This window comes from Sutterella sp. (genome assembly GCF_052272535.1).
Taxonomy (GTDB): Bacteria; Pseudomonadota; Gammaproteobacteria; order Burkholderiales; family Burkholderiaceae_F; genus Sutterella.
The window spans coordinates 1-22,834 of sequence record NZ_DAVZJY010000014.1 but is presented as its reverse complement, the minus strand read 5'-3'; the positions used below and the strand labels follow the sequence as shown (position 1 = coordinate 22,834).

Annotated in this window: 21 protein-coding genes and 3 tRNA genes; 14 read left to right on the top strand and 10 right to left on the bottom strand. The window is 67.5% G+C overall.

Annotation, left to right across the window (positions count from 1 at the left end):
* Positions 1–118 precede the first annotated feature (118 nt).
* The 3 genes from ACT6Y9_RS01890 to ACT6Y9_RS01880 all read right to left on the bottom strand — a co-directional run bounded on the left by ACT6Y9_RS01890 (position 119) and on the right by ACT6Y9_RS01880 (position 431).
* Positions 119–193, bottom strand: a tRNA-Thr gene (locus tag ACT6Y9_RS01890).
* A gap of 6 nt (positions 194–199) precedes the next feature.
* Positions 200–273, bottom strand: a tRNA-Gly gene (locus ACT6Y9_RS01885).
* Between the two features lie 72 nt (positions 274–345).
* Positions 346–431 (bottom strand) — tRNA-Tyr (locus ACT6Y9_RS01880).
* Between the two features lie 144 nt (positions 432–575).
* Between ACT6Y9_RS01880 and cls the strand changes: the two genes are divergently transcribed.
* Positions 576–2,042 carry a cardiolipin synthase gene (gene cls, locus ACT6Y9_RS01875; protein ID WP_443743304.1) on the top strand — a complete coding sequence of 489 codons (1,467 nt, stop codon included), beginning with the start codon at positions 576–578 and terminating at the stop codon, positions 2,040–2,042.
* Positions 2,043–2,142: 100 nt separating this feature from the next.
* Here the strand turns inward: cls and ACT6Y9_RS01870 are convergent, their stop codons facing one another.
* The gene (locus ACT6Y9_RS01870) at positions 2,143–2,553 is read right to left on the bottom strand and encodes an adenosylhomocysteine nucleosidase (protein ID WP_295477184.1); all 411 of its coding nucleotides are present in this window, start codon (positions 2,551–2,553) and stop codon (positions 2,143–2,145) included.
* Between the two features lie 343 nt (positions 2,554–2,896).
* On the opposite strand from ACT6Y9_RS01870, the gene folE2 reads away from it, so the two are divergent.
* The 5 genes from folE2 to ACT6Y9_RS01845 all read left to right on the top strand — a co-directional run bounded on the left by folE2 (position 2,897) and on the right by ACT6Y9_RS01845 (position 7,633).
* Positions 2,897–3,694: a GTP cyclohydrolase FolE2 gene (folE2, locus tag ACT6Y9_RS01865; protein WP_443743303.1), complete on the top strand. Its 798-nt coding sequence runs from the start codon at positions 2,897–2,899 to the stop codon at positions 3,692–3,694.
* Between the two features lie 56 nt (positions 3,695–3,750).
* Positions 3,751–5,508, top strand: coding sequence for an arginine--tRNA ligase (argS, locus tag ACT6Y9_RS01860; protein WP_443743302.1), 1,758 nt, complete (start codon positions 3,751–3,753; stop codon positions 5,506–5,508).
* 13 nt (positions 5,509–5,521) lie between these two features.
* Entirely contained in the window at positions 5,522–6,043 is a 522-nt protein-coding gene (locus ACT6Y9_RS01855; protein WP_295477190.1) for an SPOR domain-containing protein, read from the top strand.
* Positions 6,044–6,094: 51 nt separating this feature from the next.
* On the top strand, positions 6,095–6,736 hold the full coding sequence (locus ACT6Y9_RS01850; RefSeq protein WP_295477193.1) for a thiol:disulfide interchange protein DsbA/DsbL: 642 nt from the start codon (positions 6,095–6,097) through the stop codon (positions 6,734–6,736).
* Positions 6,737–6,856: 120 nt separating this feature from the next.
* Positions 6,857–7,633: an SDR family oxidoreductase gene (locus tag ACT6Y9_RS01845; RefSeq protein ID WP_443743301.1), complete on the top strand. Its 777-nt coding sequence runs from the start codon at positions 6,857–6,859 to the stop codon at positions 7,631–7,633.
* A 4-nt stretch (positions 7,634–7,637) separates the two neighbouring features.
* On the opposite strand, the gene recQ is transcribed toward ACT6Y9_RS01845, so the two are convergent.
* A complete protein-coding gene (gene recQ, locus ACT6Y9_RS01840; protein WP_295477197.1) occupies positions 7,638–9,476 on the bottom strand; it encodes a DNA helicase RecQ in 1,839 nt (612 codons plus the stop codon).
* A gap of 117 nt (positions 9,477–9,593) precedes the next feature.
* Positions 9,594–10,826, bottom strand: a complete 1,233-nt coding sequence (sstT, locus tag ACT6Y9_RS01835) for a serine/threonine transporter SstT (RefSeq protein WP_295477199.1) — start codon at positions 10,824–10,826, stop codon at positions 9,594–9,596.
* Positions 10,827–11,232: 406 nt separating this feature from the next.
* On the opposite strand from sstT, the gene ACT6Y9_RS01830 reads away from it, so the two are divergent.
* The 6 genes from ACT6Y9_RS01830 (at position 11,233) to ACT6Y9_RS01805 (ending at position 17,707) form a co-directional block, all read left to right on the top strand.
* On the top strand, positions 11,233–12,456 hold the full coding sequence (locus ACT6Y9_RS01830; RefSeq protein ID WP_443743300.1) for an MFS transporter: 1,224 nt from the start codon (positions 11,233–11,235) through the stop codon (positions 12,454–12,456).
* Positions 12,457–12,593: 137 nt separating this feature from the next.
* Positions 12,594–12,830, top strand: a complete 237-nt coding sequence (locus ACT6Y9_RS01825; RefSeq protein WP_443743299.1) for a chaperone NapD — start codon at positions 12,594–12,596, stop codon at positions 12,828–12,830.
* A gap of 77 nt (positions 12,831–12,907) precedes the next feature.
* Positions 12,908–15,655, top strand: a complete 2,748-nt coding sequence (gene napA / locus ACT6Y9_RS01820; protein ID WP_443743298.1) for a nitrate reductase catalytic subunit NapA — start codon at positions 12,908–12,910, stop codon at positions 15,653–15,655.
* A gap of 4 nt (positions 15,656–15,659) precedes the next feature.
* Positions 15,660–16,469 (top strand): ferredoxin-type protein NapG, encoded by an 810-nt coding sequence (gene napG / locus ACT6Y9_RS01815; RefSeq protein WP_295477205.1) that lies wholly within the window; start codon positions 15,660–15,662, stop codon positions 16,467–16,469.
* Positions 16,466–17,356 (top strand): quinol dehydrogenase ferredoxin subunit NapH, encoded by an 891-nt coding sequence (gene napH / locus ACT6Y9_RS01810; RefSeq protein WP_443743297.1) that lies wholly within the window; start codon positions 16,466–16,468, stop codon positions 17,354–17,356. Before napG ends, napH begins: the two co-directional genes overlap by 4 nt.
* An 18-nt stretch (positions 17,357–17,374) precedes the next feature.
* Complete coding sequence (locus ACT6Y9_RS01805; protein ID WP_443743296.1) at positions 17,375–17,707, top strand: nitrate reductase cytochrome c-type subunit; 333 nt, start codon at positions 17,375–17,377, stop codon at positions 17,705–17,707.
* Positions 17,708–17,737: 30 nt separating this feature from the next.
* On the opposite strand, the gene narL is transcribed toward ACT6Y9_RS01805, so the two are convergent.
* Entirely contained in the window at positions 17,738–18,418 is a 681-nt protein-coding gene (narL, locus tag ACT6Y9_RS01800) for a two-component system response regulator NarL (protein WP_443743295.1), read from the bottom strand.
* Between the two features lie 115 nt (positions 18,419–18,533).
* A complete protein-coding gene (locus ACT6Y9_RS01795) occupies positions 18,534–20,321 on the bottom strand; it encodes a histidine kinase (protein WP_443743294.1) in 1,788 nt (595 codons plus the stop codon).
* Between the two features lie 164 nt (positions 20,322–20,485).
* Between ACT6Y9_RS01795 and ACT6Y9_RS01790 the strand changes: the two genes are divergently transcribed.
* Together ACT6Y9_RS01790 and ACT6Y9_RS01785 are read left to right on the top strand one after the other, a co-directional pair.
* A complete protein-coding gene (locus ACT6Y9_RS01790) occupies positions 20,486–20,980 on the top strand; it encodes a DUF3455 domain-containing protein (RefSeq protein WP_443743293.1) in 495 nt (164 codons plus the stop codon).
* A gap of 216 nt (positions 20,981–21,196) precedes the next feature.
* Positions 21,197–21,631: a DUF1801 domain-containing protein gene (locus ACT6Y9_RS01785; RefSeq protein ID WP_295477216.1), complete on the top strand. Its 435-nt coding sequence runs from the start codon at positions 21,197–21,199 to the stop codon at positions 21,629–21,631.
* Between the two features lie 74 nt (positions 21,632–21,705).
* On the opposite strand, the gene ACT6Y9_RS01780 is transcribed toward ACT6Y9_RS01785, so the two are convergent.
* Both ACT6Y9_RS01780 and ACT6Y9_RS01775 read right to left on the bottom strand, forming a co-directional pair.
* Positions 21,706–22,638, bottom strand: a complete 933-nt coding sequence (locus tag ACT6Y9_RS01780) for an alpha/beta fold hydrolase (RefSeq protein ID WP_295477218.1) — start codon at positions 22,636–22,638, stop codon at positions 21,706–21,708.
* Positions 22,639–22,673: 35 nt separating this feature from the next.
* Positions 22,674–22,793: a helix-turn-helix domain-containing protein gene (locus ACT6Y9_RS01775; RefSeq protein WP_443743305.1), complete on the bottom strand. Its 120-nt coding sequence runs from the start codon at positions 22,791–22,793 to the stop codon at positions 22,674–22,676.
* Positions 22,794–22,834: the final 41 nt, after the last annotated feature.

Genomic DNA, 22,834 nt, shown 5'->3' with positions numbered 1-22,834 from the left:
CAATCGTGCCCACGTTCACATGGGGCTTCTTGCGCTCAAATTTTTCCTTGGCCATGATCGGCTCCTGATGAACAAAGATCCGACCAGCTCGGATCAGATTGGACGTATAAGGAATTCGTGGTGCCCATGATGCGGATCGAACGCATGACCTCTCCCTTACCAAGGGAGTGCTCTACCACTGAGCCACATGGGCATTTTCTGGAGCGGGTGAAGGGAATCGAACCCTCGTCGGGGGCTTGGAAGGCCTCTGCTCTACCATTGAGCTACACCCGCTCAGGATCGAGGACGGTCATTCCGCTCCGCGGTTGACGCTGCGACGCGTAAGCAGATCGTCGCAGATTTCGCTGGTGGAGGGGGATGGATTCGAACCATCGTAGGCGTAAGCCAACAGATTTACAGTCTGCCCCCTTTAGCCACTCGGGCACCCCTCCGTGCGAAGAGGATCGAATTATTGCGGCTTTTCGCCGCGCTGTCAAGAGGGGCGTGAAAAAAAGTTCCGCCCTCCCGCGGCGGGCGCGCTTCCGACCGGGCCGACTTCCTTTAGCATCAACGAAATCGCATCGAATTCCTCGACCATGTCCTTCCTCGACACCCTCACGGCCTGGGGCGCGCTCGCCGCGCTCTTGCAGTTCGGCATCGTCCTCAGCGTGATCATCCGCGTCGTGCTCACGCGTCATCCGCCGGGTTCGTCCTTCGCCTGGATTCTGCTCACGACGCTCCTGCCCTACGTCGGCTTTCTGCTCTACCTCGCCTTCGGCGAACGTCCGGTCGGGCGGCTGCGCGCCAAGCGCCTGCGCGACGCGGCGGAGCGCCGGGGGCACCTCGCGCAGCACAAGCTCACGCCCCTCGGGCCGCTGCCGAGCCGGCTCGTGCGGCACCGCACGCTGCTGCGCCTCGCCGCCAAGCTCTCCGGCATGCCGACCGCCACCGGCTCGACGGTCGTGCTCAAGGCGAGCTCAAAGGAAACCATCGCGTCGCTGCACGCCGACATCGCCGCCGCGCGGCATTCGATCGACATGGAGTTCTACATCTGGGAGGACGGCGGCGAAGTCGCTGAGATCTCCTCGGCGCTCATCGCGGCGGCGCGCCGCGGCGTGCGCGTGCGCATCCTCGTGGACGACTTCGGGTCGCGCATCTTCCTGCGCTCGGAGGCGCGCCGGCGTCTCGAGGCTGAAGGCGTCGCCGTGGCTTCGGCGCTCCCGATGAAGCTTCTGCAGATATTCGGGCTGCAGCGCGCCGACATCCGGCTGCACCGCAAGACGGTCGTCATCGACGGACGCGTCGCCTATACGGGAAGCTTCAACATGATCGACCCGAAAAACTACGCCGAAGCGAAGGTCGTGGGCGCTTGGGTGGACGCGATGGTGCGCGTCGAAGGCCCCGCCGCGCGGCTTCTCGACGCGGTCTGGCGCTTCGACTGGGCTCTGCAGCCCGACGGGGACCTCTCGGACCTCGACAGGACTTTCGAGACGCTGCGCACGCCCAATACGGGTGATGCGGTGATCTCCACCGTGCCCTCCGGCCCCTATCAGCCGGGCGACAGCAACCTGCTCCTCATTCTCGAAGCGATCAGCCGCGCGGAATACACGCTCACGATCACGACGCCCTACTTCATTCCGACGGAATCCGTCGTACAGGCGCTCCTCAATGCGGCGCTGCGCGGCGTGAACGTGCGGCTCATCGTGCCCGAGCGGTGCGACAACTCCGCCACCGGCTGGGCGATGCGCCGCTACTTCGACGACCTGCTGCAGGCGGGCGTGCACGTGCTGCTCTATCAGGGCGGACTGCTGCACACGAAGTCGATCGCCGTGGACAACGAATTCGCCGTGTTCGGCACGCTCAACATCGACAACCGCTCAATGCATCTCAATTTCGAGCTGATGATGGTGATCTTCGACGACGACTTCGTCGCCGACCTCGTGCGGCTCCATGAGGAATACGAGAGCCGCTGCCGGGAGCTCTCTCCGGAGGCATGGCGCCGCCGGCCGATTTCGGACCGGCTCAAGGAGGGCGCGTCCTATCTTGTGTCGCCGCTTCTTTGAATGACGAACACGCCTCAGATGCAATTCGGGCGCGGAATCCGCCTTCGGCGGAGCCGCGCCCGAATTCAATCCGGAGCGCCGGGCCGGGCCCGGCGCCGCGTCAGTGCTGCTCGTCCTTCTTAGGAGGGACGGGCGTCTCCTCGATGTCCTCGACGTCCTTCATGTCGCGGCGACGCTGCGACGGCGCGCCCGACGCGATGCGAATCTCCTCGCGCTCGTAGACCGTGCCCGAGCGTCCGGCGCCGCGGTACTGTTGCCGCGCGAACGCCTCGGCGTCCTCCATCACCTTGCGGAAGTTGCGCTCGTCCTGAGATTCAAGACCGAACTTGCGCTTGATCCACCCCCAGAGGCAGAAGGCAGCGACCAGAACGATCACGGCGACGACGACGCCGGCGATCAGCGGCAGAAAGAAGATGATGAGGCCGACGAGGATCGCAAGCGTCGCAAGACCGACGAGGAAGCTCAGGAGCGGGTTGCCTCCGCCGGGCTGCGGAAAAATGAAGATGGGCATGTATGGGGTCACTCCTCTGGAACGGTTCGCGGACGGCTCGCAGGCCGTCTCATTCACTGCAAGAAGCCGTTGAGGGAAAGTATATCGGCCGCCGGCGGGCGGAAAGCCGCCCCGCCGGGCCGATCCGGCCGCAACGGCCCTCGGAGGCGGCATTTTGTGCAAACAATGGTTTCATCCGCCCTGCGCATTCGCGCCGCACGTGCGGCACAGCGCCGCACGGCGTCGAGTAAGATAACTGCCCATTCAGCCGCCCCGACCGCTCCGTCGCGCGGCTGCCCCGCGCTCCGCGGGCTGAAAGCCGCAGGCGCCTCTGCGGGCCGCGGCCGAATTCAAGACCTCCGACATGGCAGCAGAAGAGAAGATCACGCTCCCGGACATACAGTCCACTGAAGACGAACGCAACATCGCCATCAACCGCGTCGGCGTACGCGGCGTCAAACTCCCGATCACCGTCGCCGGCCGCGAGGGGCCGCAGCACACCGTCGCCGACATCACCATGACGGTGGCGCTGCCCGCCTCGAAGAAGGGCACCCACATGTCGCGCTTCATCGGCCTGATGGAGGAGCTGCGCGACCCGCTCGATGCGCCGCTCATGGAGCGGCTGCTCGGCGCGATGCTCGGGCTGTTGCAGTCCGACGCCGGAACGATTGAAATCCGCTTCCCGTTCTTCGTGCGCAAGGCCGCGCCCGTGAGCCGCCTCGAGAGCATCATGAACTACGAATGCGCCTTCACCGCCTCGACCGGCGCCGAAGGCACGGTCGTGCGTCAGGAGACGATCGCGCCCGTCACGAGCCTCTGCCCGTGCTCCAAGGAGATTTCGCGCTACGGCGCGCACAACCAGCGCTCGCTCCTCAAGAGCTCGCTCATCCTCGCCGCGCCGATGTCCCTCGAGGAGCAGATCGGCGTCGCCGAGTCCGCCGCCTCCTGTCAGCTCTGGTCGCGCCTGAAGCGCGCCGACGAGAAGTTCGTCACCGAATACGCCTACGATCATCCGAAGTTCGTCGAAGACATCGTGCGCGACATGGCCAAGGCGCTCAACGCCGACCCGCGCGTGCTGAGCTACCGCGTCGAGGCGGAGAACTTCGAGTCGATCCACAACCACTCCGCCTACGCCTGGATCGAGCGCGACAAGCGCCTCTGACCCGCCGCGGCCCACACCGTCCACACAAAACTGCAACCCCCGTTTTTGTTTCTCCCATGCTCGACACTCAGAAAGAAGCCATTCAGAAGCTCATCGCCGGCGCCCTCGCGTCGCTCGGCGCCGCCGACGCCCCCGTGACGCTCGAGCGTCCCAAGGATCCCGCCCACGGCGACGTCGCCTGCACCTGCGCCCTGCAGCTCGCCCGCCGCCTCAAGAAGAATCCGCGCGCCATCGCCGAAGAGCTCGTCGCCGCGCTCAAGGCCGATCCCGCCTTCGGCGAGATCGTCGAAACCGTCGAAATCGCCGGTCCGGGCTTCATCAACATCCGCGTCGCCCAGAACGCCCGCCTCGCGATCGTCTCGCAGGTGCTGCGCGAGGGCGAGCGCTACGGCGAAAGCACCGAGCACGCCGGCGAATCGGTCCTCCTCGAGTACGTCTCGGCCAATCCGACCGGCCCGCTGCACCTCGGCCACGCCCGTCAGGGCGCCTTGGGCGACGTGCTCGCCAACCTCCTCGCCTCCCAAGGCTGGAAGGTCTCGCGGGAGTTCTACTACAACGACGCGGGCGTGCAGATCGGCAACCTTGCGAACTCCGTGCAGGTCCGCTGCCGCCAGCTTCAGGGCGAGTCGGTGGAGCTGCCTGAAAACGCCTACCACGGCGAATACATCCTTTCGATCGCGCGCGACTTCCTCGCGAAGAAGCCCGTCCATCCGCATGCGGGCGGCGTGATCGAGTCCACGGGCGACTTCACCGACACGGACCTCGTGCGCCGCTACTCGGTCGCGTATCTGCGCAACGAACAGGACGACGACCTCGCCGCGCTCGGCGTGCGCTTCGACAACTTCTTCCTCGAGTCCTCGCTCTACTCGACGGGGGCCGTGCAGAAGACCGTCCAGGCGATCATTGATTCGGGCAACACCTACGAGAAGGACGGTGCGCTCTGGCTGCGCACGACCACGTTCGAAGACCTCGGCAACGGCCTCACGGACGACAAGGACCGCGTGATGAAGAAGGCCGACGGCACCTACACGTACTTCGTGCCCGACGTCGCCTACCACCTCAACAAGTTCAGCCGCGGCTACACCAAGGCGGTCAACATCCAGGGCACGGATCACCACGGCACGATCGCGCGCGTGCGCGCCGGCCTGCAGGCCGCCTCGGGCGTGCTCGGCATCTCCATTCCGAAGACCTTCCCGGAATACATCCTGCACAAGATGCTCTCGGTCGTGATGGACGGGGAGCCCGTGAAGATGAGCAAGCGCTCGGGCAACTACGTCACCCTGCGCGACCTCGTGGACTGGGCCGGCCGCGACGCCGCGCGCTTCTTCCTCGTCTCGCGCAAGGCCGACGCCGAATTCGTCTTCGACGTGACGCTCGCGCGCGCCAAGAGCGACGAGAACCCCGTCTACTACCTGCAGTACGCCCACGCGCGCATCTGCTCGGTCTTCGCCAACGCGGCCGAGCAGGGCCTGGAGGTGCCGACGGCGGCCGAGCTCGCCGAGTGCGACCTCTCGCCGCTCTCCTCCAAGGCGAGCGAGGCGTTGGTCGGCGCCATCGCCGAGTACCCCAACACGCTGCGCATCGCCGCGCGCGACCACGCGCCGCACGTGCTCTGCTACTACCTGAAGGACCTCGCCGCGGCCTTCCACGCCTTCTACAACGCCGAGCGCGTGCTCGTCGAAGACGCCGCGGAGCGCCGCGCGCGCCTCGCGCTCCTCGCCGCGGCCCGTCAGGTCCTCGGCAACGGCCTGCGTCTGCTCGGCATCTCCGCGCCCATGCGCATGAGCCGCCGCGAAGACGAGTCCGCCGAATAAGGAGAATCTGAAAGTGGCCAGAAGCGGTTTTGCCGCCGGCTTTGCCGGCTTTCTCATCGGCGTGGTGACCGGCCTCGGCATCGCCGCCGGCGCCATGCTCGTGATCTCCAAGAGTCCGATGCCCTTCGTGGACAAGGTGGACCGGGTGACCGCCGACGTCGATCCCGCCGCGAAGCTCGCGGGCGGGGTCGACCCCAACGCGCGGCTCAACCAGCAGAACGGCTCGGACGATGCGGTCGAAGCCGGCGGCGTGCGCACCGTGAAGGTGCCCGCAGCCGGGTCGGACGCCGGGACGGCCGCGCCCGCCCCGGCCGACGTCTTCTGGGTCCAGGTGGGCTCCTACTCGAAGAAGTCCGAAGCGGACAACGCCGTCGCCGCACTCGCCATGCAGGCGATCGGCGCGCAGATCCAGGCCGCCGGCTCCTCGCTCTGGCGCGTGCGCGTCGGCCCGTTCGAAAATCGTCAGGGCGCCGAGGAGGCGTTCAACAGCCTGACCGATCAGGGAATGAAGGCCCTGATCGTCCGGGACAAGTAGCCGCGGGCCGATCAGCCTGCTTCCTTCATCTTCACAAAGGACTCATTCGTCATGCTGACTCGTCGTCAAGTCGTCCTCGCCGCCGCGCTCGTCCCGGCATCCGGTCCGCTCTTTGCGCAGCAGTCCTACACCGCCGGCAAGGAGTACCTCGTGGTGAATCCGCCCGCGCCGACGCCGCGCGACACCATCGAGGTGGTCGAATTCTTCGCCTACACCTGCCCGCACTGCCTGCAGTTCGCGCCGCACTTCGAGAAGTGGGCGAAGGCCGCCCACCAGGGCGTGACGGTCCGCGTCTGCCCGGTCGCCTGGCAGCCCAAGCTCCTGCCCTTCACCCAGACCTACTTCGCCCTCGAGGCGCTCGGTCTGCTCGAGCGCCTGCACATGCCCTTCTTCGAGAGCGTGATCTACCAGGAGCACCCGTACAACTTCGAGAACCCGTCTGCCGACATCACCGACTTCATGAAGAGCAAGGGCGTGGATCCGCAGAAGTGGGAGCAGTCCATGCGCTCCTTCAGCGTCATGAACAAGTCCCGTCAGGCGACGCAGTACTGGCAGAACTACCAGATCGACAGCACGCCGATGATCGGCGTGGGCGGCGTCTACACGACCGGCCCGCACCTCGTCGGCACGCGTGAAGGCACGCCCGACTGCATCGACTTCCTCATCGAACAGGTCCGCCGCCAGCGCGGCTGATTCCACCGAGCGCCCCGCCCGAACCGGGGCGCCGCCTCCGCGGTCCTCATCGGACCGCCGTCCCCCGGGCGCCTCAACAAGGGTTGAAGCGCCCCGTTTTTTCCCGAGGAGACTCCTCTCGTGCTCAACGTCTTCATCACCGGCGCGTCGAGCGGCATCGGCGCCGCTCTCGCCCGTCAGTACGCCGCCCGCGGCGCCGTGCTCGGCCTCGTCGCACGCAGCCGCGACAAGCTCGAGGCGCTCGTGGACGAGCTCCCCGGCGGCCGCAGCCGCCACTTCGTGCTCCCCGCCGACGTCACCCGCCGCGAGGAGGTCTTCGCCGCGGCCCGGGAATTCGAGGCGCGCTCCGGGGGCGCCACCGTCGTCATCGCCAACGCCGGCATCTCGCACGGCGTGAAGACCGAGTACGAGGAGGACCTCGACATGCTCGAGGAGGTCTACCGCATCAACGTCTTCGCGATGGCCTACACCTTCCACCCCTTCATCGCCCCGATGAAGGCGCGCGGCTACGGCCAGCTCGTGGGCATGGGCTCGGTCGCGGGCATCCGCGGCCTGCCCGGGTCGGAGGCGTACTGCGCGAGCAAGTCCGCGGTGATCACCTACTGCGAGAGCCTGCGCGTCGAGCTCGCCAAGTACGGCATCCGCGTGCAGACGATCTGCCCGGGGTTCGTGCGCACGCCGCTCACGGCTGAAAATCCCTACAAGATGCCCTTTCTCATGGAGCCCGACGACTTCGCGCGCGAAGCGCTCGAGGCGATCACCTCGCGCACGAGCTACCGCGTGATTCCGTGGCAGATGGGCGTGCTCGCGAAGATCCTGCGCATGCTCCCGAACGGGCTCTTCGACCGCATCCTCGCCAACCGCAAGCAGAAGCCCCGCGTGACCGCGAGCCGCTGAGTCCTCAGCACTCCGCGCGCACGATCTCGATGATGTCGTCGGCGTAGTGCTCGATCTTGTGCCGGCCCACGCCCGGAATGCCGATCATGTCGTCGACGCTGGTGGGCTTGCGCCGGGCGATCTCCACGAGCGTGCGGTCGGCGAAGATCACGTACGGAGGCTTGCCGAGCGTGCGCGCCGTCTCGAGGCGCCACGCGCGCAGCGCCTCGAAAATCTGCCGGCTCACGGCGGAGAGCTGCGCGAGGAGCTCGTCGCGGTCCGGGCGATCCTCGGGGGCGCGCCGGCGGGTCTTCGTCTCCGCTTCGAGGAGCGTGCGGCGCAGCTCCACCTTGATCTCGCCGCGCAGGACGCCGTTGGCCGCGTCGCCCAGGCGCAGCACGTTGTGGTTGCGCGCGTCCACCCAGAGGACGCTGCGCGCGATGAGCTGCCGGATCACCGCGCGCCACTGCCGGTCGGTGAGCTCCCGGCCGATCCCCCAGGTGGAGAGCTCCTGGTGGAAGTGCCGGCGCGTGCGCTCCGTCTCGCGCCCCTGGAGCACGTCGATCACGTGCTGCGCGCCGAAACTCGTCCCCGACTTCTGCTGAATGCGCCAGATGCAGCTGATCAACTTCTTCGCGGCGAGCGTCGCGTCGGTGAGCTGCGGGGGATTGACGCAGTTGTCGCACTTGCCGCAGGGCGTGCTTTGCTCGCCGAAGTAGGCGAGAAGCCGCACGCGGCGGCAGTCGCAAGCCTCGGCGAGCCCGAGCATGGCGTCGAGCTTCTGCGTGGCGAGCTGCTTGTGCAGCTCGTCCGCGTCGCTCTGCTCGATGAAGCGGCGCTGGTTGACGACGTCGTTGAGGCCGTAGGCCATCCAGGCGTCCGAGGGCAGGCCGTCGCGGCCCGCGCGGCCCGTCTCCTGGAAATACCCCTCGATCGACTTGGGCATGTCCACGTGCGCGACGAAGCGCACGTTGGGCTTGTCGATGCCCATGCCGAAGGCGATGGTCGCCACCATCACCACGTCGTCCTCGCGCTGGAAGAGCGCGAGGCGCGCCGCGCGCTCCTCGGCCGAAAGGCCCGCGTGGTAGAAGAGCGCGCGCACGCCGCGCCCGACAAGGAAGTCCGCGACCTCTTCGCAGGTGCGCCGCGCAAGACAGTAGACGACGCCGCACTCGCCCGGGTGCTCGCTGCGGATGAACTTCGCGAGCTGTTCGCGTACGCTCGTCTTCTCGACGATGCGGTAGAAGATGTTCGGACGGTCGAAGCTCGCGATGAAGCGCTTCGGTTCGATGAGGAGCTTTTCGGCGATCTCCTCGCGCGTCTTCTGGTCGGCCGTCGCCGTGAGCGCGATGCGCGGCACCTTGGGAAAGCGCTCGCGCAGCACTGAGAGCGCGCCGTATTCGGGGCGGAAGTCGTGCCCCCAGATGCTCACGCAGTGCGCCTCGTCGATCGCGAAGAGCGAGATTTTGAGCTCGTCGAGGAGCGCGAGCGTGCCGGACATCAGAAGCCGCTCGGGAGCGACGTAGAGCAGGTCGAGTTCACCGCGGCGCAGCCGCGACCGCACGGCGGACGACTCCTCTGGAGAGAGCGACGAATTGAGGTACGCCGCAGCGACGCCGAGCTCCTCGAGCGCATCCACCTGGTCCTGCATGAGGGCGATCAGGGGGGAGACGACGACGGCGACGCCGTCGCGCAGGAGCGCCGGTATCTGGTAGCAGAGACTCTTGCCTCCGCCCGTGGGCATCAGAACGAGCGCGTCGCGGCCCTCGAGCACCGTGCGCACGACCTCCTCCTGGAAGCCTCTGAAGGCGTCGTAGCCGAAGACCTGCCTGAGCACTTCCCGAGGTGATGAATAGCGGCGCATAAATGCCCTGAGTCGTCTGAAGTCCAAAACCTCCGCATTCTAAAAGAACGCCCCGCCTGCGGCGTCGTGCCGCGGACGGGGCGTCCGGGTTCATTCAGGATGCGGGGATGTCCGCCTTTAGTCCTGCGTCTTTCCTGCAAGGCGCTCGGCGCGCTTGCAGGACGCGATCGTGAAGAGCGCGTCGGCTGAGGAGTTGAGGGCCGTTTCGCACGAGTCCTGAATCACGCCGATGATGAAGCCCACGGCGACCACCTGCATGGCGGTGTTCTGATCAATGCCGAAGAGGCCGCAGGCGAGCGGGATGAGCATGAGCGAGCCGCCCGGGACGCCCGAGGCGCCCGCCGCGCAGATGGCGGCGACGAAGGAGAGGAAGATCGCCGAGAGGAGGTCCACCGGCATGCCGAGCGTGTGCACGCCCGCGAGCGTGAGCACCGTGATCGTGATCGCCGCGCCCTGCATGTTGACGGTGGCGCCGACCGGGATCGAGATCGAGTAGGTCGACTCGGGGATGCCGAGACGGCGGCAGATCTCAAGGTTCACCGGGATGTTGGCCGCCGAGGAGCGGGTGAAGAAGGCCGAGACGCCCGACTCGCGCAGCGTCATGAGCGTGTAGGGGTACGGATTGCGGCGGATGCACCACCAGACGAGGATCGGATTCACGACGAGCGCGATGAAGAACATCGTGCCCACGAGCACGGCGAGCAGCTGCAGGTAGCCCGCGAACGCCTCGAGGCCCGTGGTGGCGAGCGTCGAGGAGACGATGCCGAAGATGCCGAAGGGCGCGAAGCGGATCACGAGGCGGACGATGAACTCGACCGCGCGGGCCGCGTCGAGGAGCACCTCGCGCGTGGAGCTGTGCGAGTGGCGCAGCACGACGCCCATGGCGATCGCCCACACGAGGATGCTGATGTAGTTGCCGTTGGCGATGGCGTGGACGGGGTTGTCCACGGCCTGCAGCAGGAGGTTGCGGAAGACCTCGAGGATGCTGCCCGGCGTGCTCGCGGCCTGCCCCGCGGCGTGCAGCGTGAGCACCGTCGGCCAGGCGAAGCTCGCGCCGACGGCGATCAGCGCGGCGAGGAAGGTGCCGAGAAGGTAGAGGGCGACGATCGGCTTGATGTGCACGTCGCCCGCGATCTGCTGATTGGCGATCGAGGACATCACGAGCACGAAGACGAGGATCGGCGCCACGCCCTTCAGGGCGGTGGTGAAGAGCGTGCCGAGAAGGCCCACGTCCTTGGCGGCTTCGGGGAAGGTGAGGCCGAGGGCTATGCCGAGGACGAGACCGACGACGATCTGCTTGACGAGCGACGCCTGAAGGAAGGGCATCGCGAACTGAAAGACTCGCTTCATTTTTTGTGCTCCGGGAGTCGGGCAATGGGGAAGACCCGGTCTTCCCGAGGCTTTCCGGCGAGGTGCGGGGGTGTCCTCTGAAAGCCGCCCTTTAGTCGTTCTTGTTGCGGGCGCCGCGAAGTTCCGAGATCCGCGGCCGCCGCCATGCATGCGCGCCGGTCCGCGGACGTGCGCGTCCGACGCATTCACTAACACTAGCAAGAGTTCCAATGCGGCGCCTAAGTCATCCTGCGGATATCCCGAGGGGATTATCCGCAGAATTGTTTGCTCAACCCAAAGTTTTGATTAAGAGCAATATGCATGATCACTATGTCGCATCTTGGGCGCGGGCCTGAGGCCCGTTATCATTTGTAGCTTCACCCGTCTCCCGCGCCGTCCGCTTTCACTTCTCCCGCTTTCCGCTCCCATGGCCAGAACGCCCGCCATCGGCTTCGTGCTCGCCTGCGTCTTTCTCGACGCCCTCGGCATCGGCCTCATCATCCCGGTGCTGCCGCGGCTGATCGGCACGCTCTGCGCGACGCCCGACCTGCAGGCCTCCTGGTACGGCGCGATCATGGTGAGCTACGGCCTGATGCAGTTCTGCTCGGCCCCAGTGATCGGCGCGGTCTCGGACCGCCTCGGGCGCCGGCCGGTGCTCCTTGCGGGCATCCTGGGGCTCGCGCTCATGATGTTCGTGCCGGCCTTTTCGGACTCGCTCTGGCTCATCCTTCTTTCGCGCGTCCTCGGCGGCGCCATGAGCTCCAACATCGTCGTCGCGCAGGCCTACATCGCCGACGTCACCTCCGCGGAGAAGCGCACCGCCGCCTTCGGGCGCATCGGCGCGATCTTCGGCATCGCCTTCATCCTCGGCCCGGCCCTCGGGGGCGTGTTGGGCGAAACGGATCCGAGCCGGCCCTTCCTCATCGCGGGCGCGATCTGCGCGGTCAACTTCCTCTACGGGCTCTTCGTCCTTCCCGAAAGCCTGCGCGCGCCCGCAGCGGAGCCCTTCACATTGCGGCGCATCAATCCGTTCTCGTCGCTCAGAGCGCTCTCGCGCGAGCGGCTCGTGCTCCCCGTGCTCCTCATCATCACGCTCTACACGCTCTCGCAGAGCCTCGTGCAGTGCACCTGGGCGCTCTATACGGAATTCCGCTACGGGTGGACCCCAAAGTCGATCGGCTTCTCGATCTTCGTGCTCGGCGCGGCGATCACCCTCACGCAGGGCTGGATTCTGCCGCGGCTATCCGCGCTTCTCACGCCCAAACGCCTCGTCGTCTTCGGGCTTCTCTGCGGCCTCGCCGCGCTCATCGGCATCGGCTTCAACACGACGGGCTCAGGCGTCACGGCGCTCCTCGCGCTCTTTTCGGTGATGGGCGTCGTGGGGCCGACGCTGCAGAGCGTGATCAGCCGCACGGGGTCGGCGACCACGCAGGGACTGCGACTCGGTGCGGCAAGTTCGCTCAACAGCTTCACGGGCGCCGTGAGTCCGGTGCTCGGCACGCCGCTGCTCTTCTTCACCACCGAGCACGCCCCCGCGGAGGCGGCCGCGGGAACGCCGTACTTCCTCGCCGCCCTCCTCCTCGTCGTCGCCCTTGCGGTGACGGCCGCCGGCCCGCTCGGGGCCGCAAGCGGCGAAGATACCTCTAAATAAATAGAAAAGCACCCCATTTGGAAGGTGTTTTGATCCCGCGCCCCTCCGCAACGGGATCTAGTCCGCGCGCGCGCCGCGCATGAAAATGGGTTGAGGACCAATTCCCAAAAAAATCACACGAGTTGTCCGAGACCCCCATGAACTATTCCGCCATCCTCGTCGTCGCCCGCCCGGGTCGGCTCGCAGCCGTTCTCGATGCGGTCAGAACAATCCCAGGCGTGGAGCCCCATCAAACGGATCCGGCCGCCGGCCGCGTGATCTGCACGATCGAGGCGCCGTGCACTGACGACGAAGTCCGCCTCTTCCGCAGAGTCGCCGACCTCGCCGACGTCTACGACGTCAGCCTGATCGAACACCGTCCCGACGCCGGCTGACCGCCGGCACACTCCGGACGGCGCCCCCATAAAAGGACGCCCTGCGGGCAAAACCATCAATCCGCTGGAGATTGACCATGAATCAAGAACGCCCCATCACCCTGCACCGTCGAACGGTGCTGAAGTCGGGCATCGCCGCGAGCGCCGCCATGGCGCTCGGCCTGCCCGTCACCCATGCCGAGGCGGCCGACGCGAACCGGCTCGACGACGGCATCAGCTGGCACAAGTCCGTCTGCCGCTTCTGCGGCACCGGCTGCGGCCTCATGGTCGGCGTGCGCGACGGCCGCGTCGTCGCCACGAAGGGCGACCCCGACGCGCCCGTCAACCGCGGCCTCAACTGCGTCAAGGGCTACTTCAACGCCAAGATCATGTACGGCAAGGACCGCCTCACGCAGCCGCTCATGCGCATGAAGGACGGGCACTTCGACAAGAACGGCCGCTTCGAACCGGTCTCCTGGGAGACGGCCCTCGACGAGATGGCGCGCCGCATGCACCGCACCTATGAGGCGAAGGGCCCTGCGGGCATCTCCATCATCGGCTCGGGCCAGTACACGATTCCCGAGGCCTACGCCGCCTCGAAGCTCATGAAGGGTGGCTTCCGCTCGAACAACATCGACCCGAACGCGCGTCTGTGCATGGCCTCGGCCGTGGTCGGGTTCTACCAGACCTTCGGCGTGGACGAGCCGGCCAACTGCTACGCCGACATCGAGAAGACCAACACGATCGTCCTCTGGGGCAACAACCCCGCCGAAGCTCACCCGGTGCTCTGGTCGCGCATGGCGAACCGCCGTCTCACGGACAAGGAGACGCGCATCATCCAACTCACGACCCACCGTTCGAGCTCCTCGAACCTCTCGGACCTCGTGATCATCTTCCGTCCGAACACCGACCTTGCGATCATCAACTTCGTGATCCGCGAGATCATCCGCCGCGGCAAGGTGAATCAGGAGTTCGTGGACCGCCACTGCATCTTCTGCGCGGGCGTCACCGACATCGGCTACGGCCTGCGCAACACCGACAAGTACGCCCGCCCGGCCGAAAAGGACGTCATGGCCCGCCAGCTCGAGGTGAAGCTCGACAAGTGGGAGGCCGTCGCGCAGGGCCGCCGCGAGGGCGAGGTCGTGCCGCAGAAGAATTCCGGCGGCACCGCGGGCAAGCACTGGAAGATCTCCTTCGAGGACTTCCAGAAGGGGGTCGAGCCCTACACGCTCGACTTCGTCGCCGAGCTCGCCAAGGGCGACAACGACGAGCCGCTCGACACCTTCAAGCAGAAGCTCATGGCTCTGGCCGACTACTTCTGCGACGAGAAGCGCGACATCATGAGCTATTGGTGCATGGGCGTGAACCAACACCAGCGCGGCGTCTGGGTGAACGAGCAGATCTACGACCTGCATCTGCTCCTCGGCAAGCACGCCAAGCCCGGCAACGGCGCCTTCTCGCTCACCGGGCAGCCCTCGGCGTGCGGCTCCGCACGCGAGGTGGGCGCCTTCTGCCACCGTCTGCCCGCGGACATGCTGGTCGCCAATCCCGCCCACCGCGCGAAGACCGAGAAGATCTGGAACATCCCCGAAGGCACGCTCAATCCGAAGGTGGGCGCCTCGCTCATGAAGATCCTGCGCGGCCTCGAGGACGGCTCGATCGACTTCCTCTGGACGCAGGTGGTCAACATCATCCAGTCCGCACCCAACAACACGCACTGGATCGAGGCGTGCCGCCGGCCCGAGGCCTTCGTGGTGGTCTCGGACATCTATCCGACCTTCTCGGCGCGCTGCGCCGACCTGATCCTGCCGGTGGCCGCGCACTTCGAGAAGTGGGGCCTCTACGGAAACGCCGAGCGCCGCACCCAGGGCTGGCACCAGCTCGTGCGCTCCCCGGGCGAGGCGAAGACCGACATCTGGACGCTCATGCAGATCGCCAAGCGGTTCACCATCGGCGAGACCTGGAAGGCCGTGCCGCTCAAGGGCGTCGCGGGCGATATGCTCCCCGACGTGCTCGAGAAGGCCGCCGCCATGGGCTACAAGCCCACCGACACGCTTTTCGACGTGCTCTTCGCGCCTACGGGCAAGCGCGCCGAGGCCGTCTGGCCCGACCCGCTCTATCCGGGCGAACTCAACAACACGGGCGACGCGCTCGGCCTGAAGTGGTTCCCCGAGAAGGCGCTCTTCAACGAGTACCGGCAGTTCACGCTGGGCGACGGGCACGACCTCGCCGACTTCGACACCTACCAGGACCCCAAGGTCCGCGGCCTCGTCTGGCCGGTGGTGAACGGCAAGGAGACGCTCTACCGCTTCAATCCGGAATACGACCCGTACGCCAAGCCCGACAACCTCTTCTACGGCAAGCTCATGAAGCCCGTCGCCTCGGGCGACCTCCGGGGCGTGACCGATCCGAAGCAGACCGCCTATCCGGGCACGGCGAAGATCTTCTTCCGCCCCTATGCGGCGCCCGTCGAGCAACCCGACGGCCACTACGACCTCTGGCTCTGCACGGGCCGCATCCTCGAGCACTGGCATACCGGCTCGATGACGCGCCGCGTGCCCGAGCTGCACCGCGCCGCGCCCTCGGCGCTCCTCTACATGAACCCGGGCGACGCCGAACGACGCGGCCTCAAGCGCGGCGACCTCGCCGAAGTCGAGAGCCGCCACGGCCGGTGCCGTGCGGTGGTCGAGACGCAGGTGCGCAACATCATGCCCGCGGGCACCGTGTGGCTCGCCTTCTTCGACGAGAAGGTGCGCACGAACGCCGTGTGCATCGACGCGACGGACCCGATCTCCGAGGAGCCCGACTTCAAGAAGACCGCCGTCCTCGTGAAGAAGGCAGCCTGACGCCATGAGCCGGGGAGAGCCCATCGGACGGCGCGCCTTTCTTGAAGGCGTCGTCGCGTCCGGGTGCGCCGCCGCCGCGGGCGCCTTCGTGCTCGGGATCGCTCCCGTGCGCGAGAGCGCCGCGCGCTGGCGCCCTCGCCCGCCCGGCGCTCTCGCGGGCGCGGCCTTCACGGCCGCCTGCGCGCGCTGCGGACAGTGCGTCTCGGCGTGCCCCTACGGCACGCTGCGGCTCGCGGGCATGCGGGATCCCGCTCCCGTCGGCACGCCCTGGTTCTCGCCGCGTGAGACGCCCTGCTACATGTGCAGGGACCTCCCGTGCGTGAAGGCGTGCCCGACGGGCGCGCTCGACCCGCGGCTCGAGGACGTCCGCGACGCCCGCATGGGCGTCGCCGTGGTGGACCCCAACTCCTGCCTCTCCTGGCAGGGGCTGCGCTGCGAGGTGTGCTTCCGCGAATGCCCGGAAAACGGCCGGGCGATCACGATCGAGACGCACCCGCGCGGGCTCTCCAAGCACGCCGTGTTCGTGCCGATGATTCATCCGGACGCGTGCACGGGGTGCGGGCTCTGTGAAAAAGGCTGCCCGACCGACGAGCCGGCCGTCCGCGTCGCCGATGCGAAGGCCGTTCTCGGCACCATCGGCGCGCACTACCGGCTCGGCTGGCTTTCTGAAGAAGATCCCAAGAACCTGCGCCGCGAGGGTCCCCCGAAGACCCTCATGCCCGAGGCGTCCCGGAAGACGGCTCCGACCGAACCTTCCGAGCCGCTCGCCACGGCGCCCGGCATGGACTACCTGAACTCGGAGGATCCGCTGTGAACGCCGCCGTGCGCCTGCTCAAGCGCCGCCGCTACACGGCCGCGCGCCGCCTCACCGAACTCCTCGTGCTCGTGCTCTTTGCGGGTACCGCGCGTTGGGGCTGGGCGGTCGCGGGAAGACCGCTCCTTGCGGGCGACCTCTCGCAGTCGAAGATCCTCGGCCTCGTGCCGCTCGCCGATCCGCTCGCGCTTCTCGAGCGCCTCTGCGCGGGGGTGATCCCCACCGCGGCGGCGCTCACGGGAGCGGCGCTCATCACGCTTCTCTACGGTCTTCTCGGCTCGCGGACCTTCTGCGGCTGGGTGTGTCCGATGAACTGTGTGGTGGAGTGCGCGGCGTGGCTTCGCGGCCGGCTCGGGCTCTCCGCGGACCAGATCCGCCTGCCGCGCGCGGCGCGCTACGCCGTGCTCGCGGGCGCCCTTGCGGCGAGCTTCGCCGCCGGAACCGCGGCCTTCGAGACCGTGAGTCCGCAGGCGATGATCTGGCGCGACCTCGTCTTCGGCACGGGCCTCTCGGCCGCCTCCGCGGCGCTCGCGGTCTTTGCGCTCGAGCTCGGCCTGATGCGCGAGGGCTGGTGCGGACACCTCTGCCCGCTCGGCGCGCTCTGGTCGCTCATCGGCCGCGCCTCGCCGAAGCCCCTCGTCTCGGTGGGCTTCAGCGACGCGCGCTGCACGCGCTGCGCCGAGTGCCTCAAGGTCTGCCCGGAAAAGCAGATCATCCGCTTCAAGGAGATCGCCCGCACCGGGCGCATCCCCTCGGGCGAATGCCTCAACTGCGGCCGCTGCATCGAAGTCTGTTCCGAGAATGCGCTCTTCTTCCAGCTTGCCGGCAGGCGCCCGGGAGGCGGTTCGCCGAAGGACGAACGCCCCTGCGCCCCCGAATCGAAATGAACAACTGGAGAATCCCAAATGACCTCTCAATTCATCCCCGCCGCCCTGATCGCGGCCGCCCTCATCTCCGCCCCCGCCTTCGCCGCCGATCAGCCGATCGTCGGCGCGCCGAGCCCGGTGCCGCACCCCGTGGCGGCCTATCTGCCGATCACGATCGCGCAGAACAAGTGCCTCGTGTGCCACCGCGAGCAGCCCGAAGGAGCGGCCCGCCGCAAGGGCGAGATCCCGCGCTCGCACTACGCCGCGCCCGGTCAGCTCGCGGGCGAGCGCTTCGAGTGCATGCTCTGCCATGTGGAGAGTTCCGACGCGAAGCCCCTCGCGCCGGTCGATGCGAACGAGGCGGCGCACTGACGCCGCCCTGAGGGACGGGAGCGCAGGGTCCTAGCGCCTCGCGCGCTCGTCCTCGCGCTGCGCCGCCCAGACGGCCGCTTCCACGCGGCTGTTGAAGCCGAGCTTCTTCAGGAGGTGCTTCACGTGCCCCTTGACGGTGCCGTCGGAGATCTTGAGCTCGCGGGCGATCATCTTGTTGGTCATGCCGCGGGCAAGGTAGCGCAGCACGTCCTCCTCGCGGTCCGTGAGGGGGTTGGGCTCCTCGGGACGCTTCTTCTCGCGGATCATCTCCGTGAGGTAGCGCACCATCGAGGGGTCGACGATCAGCCGGCCCTCGAGCGCCTCGTGGATGCTCTCGAGGAACCGCTCGGGCTCCATGTCCTTGAGGAAGTACCCGTCCGCGCCGGCGCGGATGCAGGCGACGAGGTCCTCGCCCGAGTCGCTCACCGTGAGGATCACGATGCGCCGCGAGGGATCCTCGCTCTTGAGGGTGCTGAGGATCTCCACCCCGGAGGAGCCCTTCATGTTGAGGTCGAGCACGATGAGGTCCGGCTCAAGACGGCGCGTGAGCTCGAACGCCTCCTCGCGCGTGCCGGCCTCGCCCACGACCTGAATCGACTCGTCGAGCGAGAGGAGCTCGCGCACGCCGCGGCGCAGGAGCGGGTGGTCGTCCACCACGAGAACCGTGTGCTTGTCCGGAACGGGAATGCTCTGCTGCCGCGTGGTCATCATGACTTCTCTCTCTTCAGGAATGCCGGGGCCGGAGATTCGGGGTCGTTCGAGGCGCCTGCCGGACATGTTCTTCTTTTGAAGGGCATTCTAGCCGCGCGGACGACGCCCGCCGCCGTCAGGCGGCGCCGGAAGGCGTGGCCTTCACGACCCGCACGACCGTGCCCCCTTCGGGGCGCCGCGAGATCGTGATCACGGCTTCGAGAGCCTGCGCGCGCTCCTTCATGATGCCGAGACCGAAGTGATTCTCCCGCTCGGCGCGCTCGGGGATGCCCACGCCGTCGTCGGCGACCGTGAGCGAGATGCCGCCGCCCAACCGTTCGAGGCGCACCTCGACCGACTTCGCCCGGGCGTGCTTCTCGACGTTCGAGAGCGCCTCGCGCAGGATCTGAATGAAGTGCACCTGGTCGTTGGAGGAGAGCTCCACGCCGATGAGCGTGTTCGTCAGCGCGACGGACATGCCCGTGCGGTTGCGGAAGACGTCCACGGCGGCGTTGACCGCTCCCGTGAACCCCGTCCCCTGAATCTGCAGCCGGAAGGCGGAAAGCACTTCGCGCAGCTGCCGGTAGGCCGTCGAGATGCCTTCGTCGAGCTCCTTGAGGACTTCGCGCGTCTTTTCGCCCGAGGGATCCGAATCGACGGCCTTTCTGAGGCGCAGCAGCTGGATCTTCGAGAAGGAGAGCGACTGCGCGATCGAGTCATGAAGCTCGCGCGCGATCGTCGAGCGCTCCTCGAGGACGGCGAGCCGCCGCTCGTCCGTCGTCCTGAGCGACGTCTCCACCGCGCGTCCGAGGAGCGCCGCGGTCATGCCGAGAAAATAGGTCTGCCAGGGCGCGGGCGCCTCCGCGAGCTCCGCCTTGAGCATGCCGAGCGTCTGTCCGCGCATGCCCGGAGCGGGGAGCACGAGCGTTTCGGCGCCGCCCGCACCGGACGTTTCGGCGAAAAGGTAGGCCGACGCGTCCTCATAGGGCTGCTGCGGGTCCGCGCTCACGAAGAAGCGGATGCCGCGTGCGCCGGCAAGGGCCGCGGCGCCCGCAAGCACGCCGGCCGCGGCGGCGGAGAGCTCGGGGCCGTCCACCACGAGCTTCTCCGAAGCGCCGGCGAGGAATTCGAGCCCTTCGTTACGCCGGTTGAGGTCCTCGGTCTTAAGCGCCACCTCCGCCTCGAGCGAGCCGTAGAGACGTTCGAGCTCGCTCACCATGAAGTTGAACCCCCGCGCGAATCGCCCGATCTCGGAATCTTCGCGCGCCGCCTGCGCACGCACAGTGAAGTCGCCCGAGCGCACCGCGTGCGCGGCCTGCTCGAGCTCCTCAAGGGGCGCGAAGATCTTGCGGTGCATCACGCGGATCATCAGGTAGGTGACGATCATCGCGCCCACGAGCGTGAGAAAGAGGATGACCTTGAGCCAGAGGAGCCGCCCGGAGAGCTTCGCCTCGAGCGCGAAGACGAAGTCGTCCACGTCGTCGACAAAGCCCCCCACGCCCGCCATGAAGCTCCGCCGCGCCGACTCGTCGTGGATGCTCTTCAACGCAAGCGGACGAACCTCGTCGGTGAAGCGCCGCTCGACGAGGTCGTAGCTCGCGCGGATGGGGTCGTCCGCAGCCCCCGGAACGCTCCCCACGAGACCGGGCGAGGTGAAGCGCTTCCAGAACTCCTCGACGGCGGAGCGCACCGCCTGTTCGCGGCCCTCCTCGGACGCGTAGGGGTCGGCCACCGCCACGGTGAGCTTGTAGCTCATCATGCGCAGGCTGCCCGAGACGTTGATCGCACCGCCCGAACCGGTCGAGAGTTCAGTGAGCACGACGGCGGGCACGGCCGCAATCGTCACGCAGAGCGAGATGAGGAAGAAGACGAGCTTGAACTCCCGGTAGAGCGACCGGTTGCGCGCGGTGGTCCTGTTCGGCATGATCCCGTAGTCCGCGCCCCGGCAGGGAGACCCCGGGGCGGCTTGGAGAAGGTCGGAGGGGTGTTTTTTTTCCCCCGCAAGCGTAGCGCCGTCCGCGCCCCCCTGCGGCCCGATAGACTTTCCTTCAAGATCCGCCGAACCCGCTTCACCCCGACCCGCCTCCCATGCGCCATCTTCTCGCCTTCTCATCCGCACTTCTCCTGCTCGCGGGCTGCGCCGTCGGCCCGTTGGGCGGTCCGCACGTCGATCCGCTCAAGGACGCCGTCGCCGTCTACTCCTGGGAGGCGCAGGGCCAGATGGTCTTCCGCTGCGCCTACGACGAGCAGGGCTTCTTCTGGGAGTTCATCCGCCCCGAAGGGCGGCTCATCGGCGACAACGGCCGCCAGCAGGCGGTGCTGCAGAAGGACTTCGCCGTCACGGCGCGCGACGGCTCCGCGGTGAGCGCGCGCATCGTCGATCAGGGTCCGCAGATCTCCGCGCGGGATCTGCGCGAGGCGGTCTTCGCCGCCGAGTCTTCGGGCCGCGGGATTCTCTCGGGCGTGCGCTGGATCGCCCGGAAGAACCCTTCGGGCGGCATGCCGCTCGCCTCCTGCACCGCCTCGCAGCGCGGCCACTACCTTAAGGTGCCATTTCGGGCGCGTTACGTTTTCTATCGCTGAAGCCCTTCCGTACGATTCCTGACTATTGGAGTCGGGAAATACTTCCCCTGGTTTGCTAAAATTAAAAACCTTGCGGCTCTGCACTCGAAAGAGAGCGCGGAGCGCTGTGCTTTTATAGGGGGAAAAGTAGTCATGGTACCTGCAGCCACCACGGTGGGGGGTTACCTCCAGAGCCTGCCCAACGACCGCCGCGTTGCAATGGCCAGAGTCTGCAGCATGATCCGCCGTTCCGCCCGCGGCGTGCGCGAGAGCATGCGCTTCGGGCTTGCCTTCTACGAACTTGACGGACCGATCTTCGCCGTCAAGTCCCACGAGAAGTCGCTCATCCTCTACTACGCCGAAAAGGACGCCGCCGCCGGCAACGAAGGCCGTTGGAAGGGACTCGACACGGAGCACCGCTGCGTTGAGTTCAAGGACCTGAACTGCCTGCCGCTCGACGTCGTCGAAGGCATCGTGCGCAACTCGCTCAAGGTGCGCCGCACCCGTCCGGCGAGTGAAATGCCCTCTCAGGCCGAACTGCTTGAGATCTGGGGCATCCGCGAAGAGGACGCCGCCGTCGCGCCCCCGATCGTGCGCATCGTCGTCGCGCATGATGAAGAGGAAGGGGCCGCCGCCGCTGAAGGCGGCGAATCCGCCGCCAACGCCAAGTAGCGGAGCGGGAACGCGCTCTTGCATCGAGCCGCCGAAGGGATGTTCCCGACGGCGGCTTTTTCGTCCGCGCCGCCTCAGCGCGCCGGGAAGTGCCGGCGCGCCCAGTCCTCGATCGTGCGCATCAGGTCGCCGAGGCACTCCGTCACGGGCCAGTGCCGGCACTGAAGAAGCACGAATTCGCCCGTGCGCAGACGGGCGGCCTCGCGGCGCATCGCCTCGGGGGCGGTGTAGCTCCCCGAAGAGGCGCCGATGATGAGGATCGGCGCCGCGACGCCGCGCAGGTCGGGCGTCGGGCGGCCGACCTCGAGCAGGTCGCGGCCGTAGTCGGCGAGATGGATGTGGTGGAGGTCGCGCCAGGGCGAGGAGTATTCCTTCACGAAGGCTTCGAGCGCCTCACCCCCTCGGGCGATCATCTCGCGGGCCCGTTCGTCGCCCGTCCTCAGACTGTAGGGCGGCAGCGTCCGCTCGCAACCGAGCGCCCGGGCCGCGACCCCGATCTTCTCGAGGAGCGCGGGCATCCAGCGCTTGCGGCGCATCGCCACGGCCTTGGGCGTAAGACAGTTGGAGAGGAGCGGATCCAGGAGCACGAGCCCCTCGACGCGTTCGGGACGCGTGCGGGCGAACTCCATCGCCGCAGCCGCGCCGAGACTGTGGCCGAGAATCACCGCGCGGGAGCGCCCGACGAGGTCCATCAGACGGGCGATGTCCTCGGCGTGGCGCTCGAGCGTCGGCGGCACGCGCGTCGTGCTCGCGCCGTGGCCGCGCAGATCGAAGCGCAGAATGTCCCAGTCCTCGCGCAGGGAGGTCTTTTCAACGAACTCCTCCCAGCGCGAGGCGTTCGACGCGGCGCCGTGCACCAGGATGAAGAGCCCCTTGGAGGCGCCGCGGGCGGGCGCGACGGCGGCGGCTATCGCGCCGTCGGGGCCGGGCAGGCTGAGGCGCTTTTCGCCCTTGACGAGCTTGAAGAAGAGTCTTGCGTCGGGTTGGATCTCGGTAGTGGAAGGCATCTCGTATCCCTGCGGGGAGTGTTTCGTCTGTTCGTTCAGTTCTCTTTCGCTCTCGCCTCGCGCAGCCGCCGGTAGAGCGTCCTCTCGGAGAGGCCGAGCCGACGTGCGAGCGCGGCGCGCGAGCCGCTCCAGCCCGCCTCGAGGGCGAGGAGCACCTCGGGGCTCGAAGCCGCCCGCGGCGCCGCGGTCGGGCGCG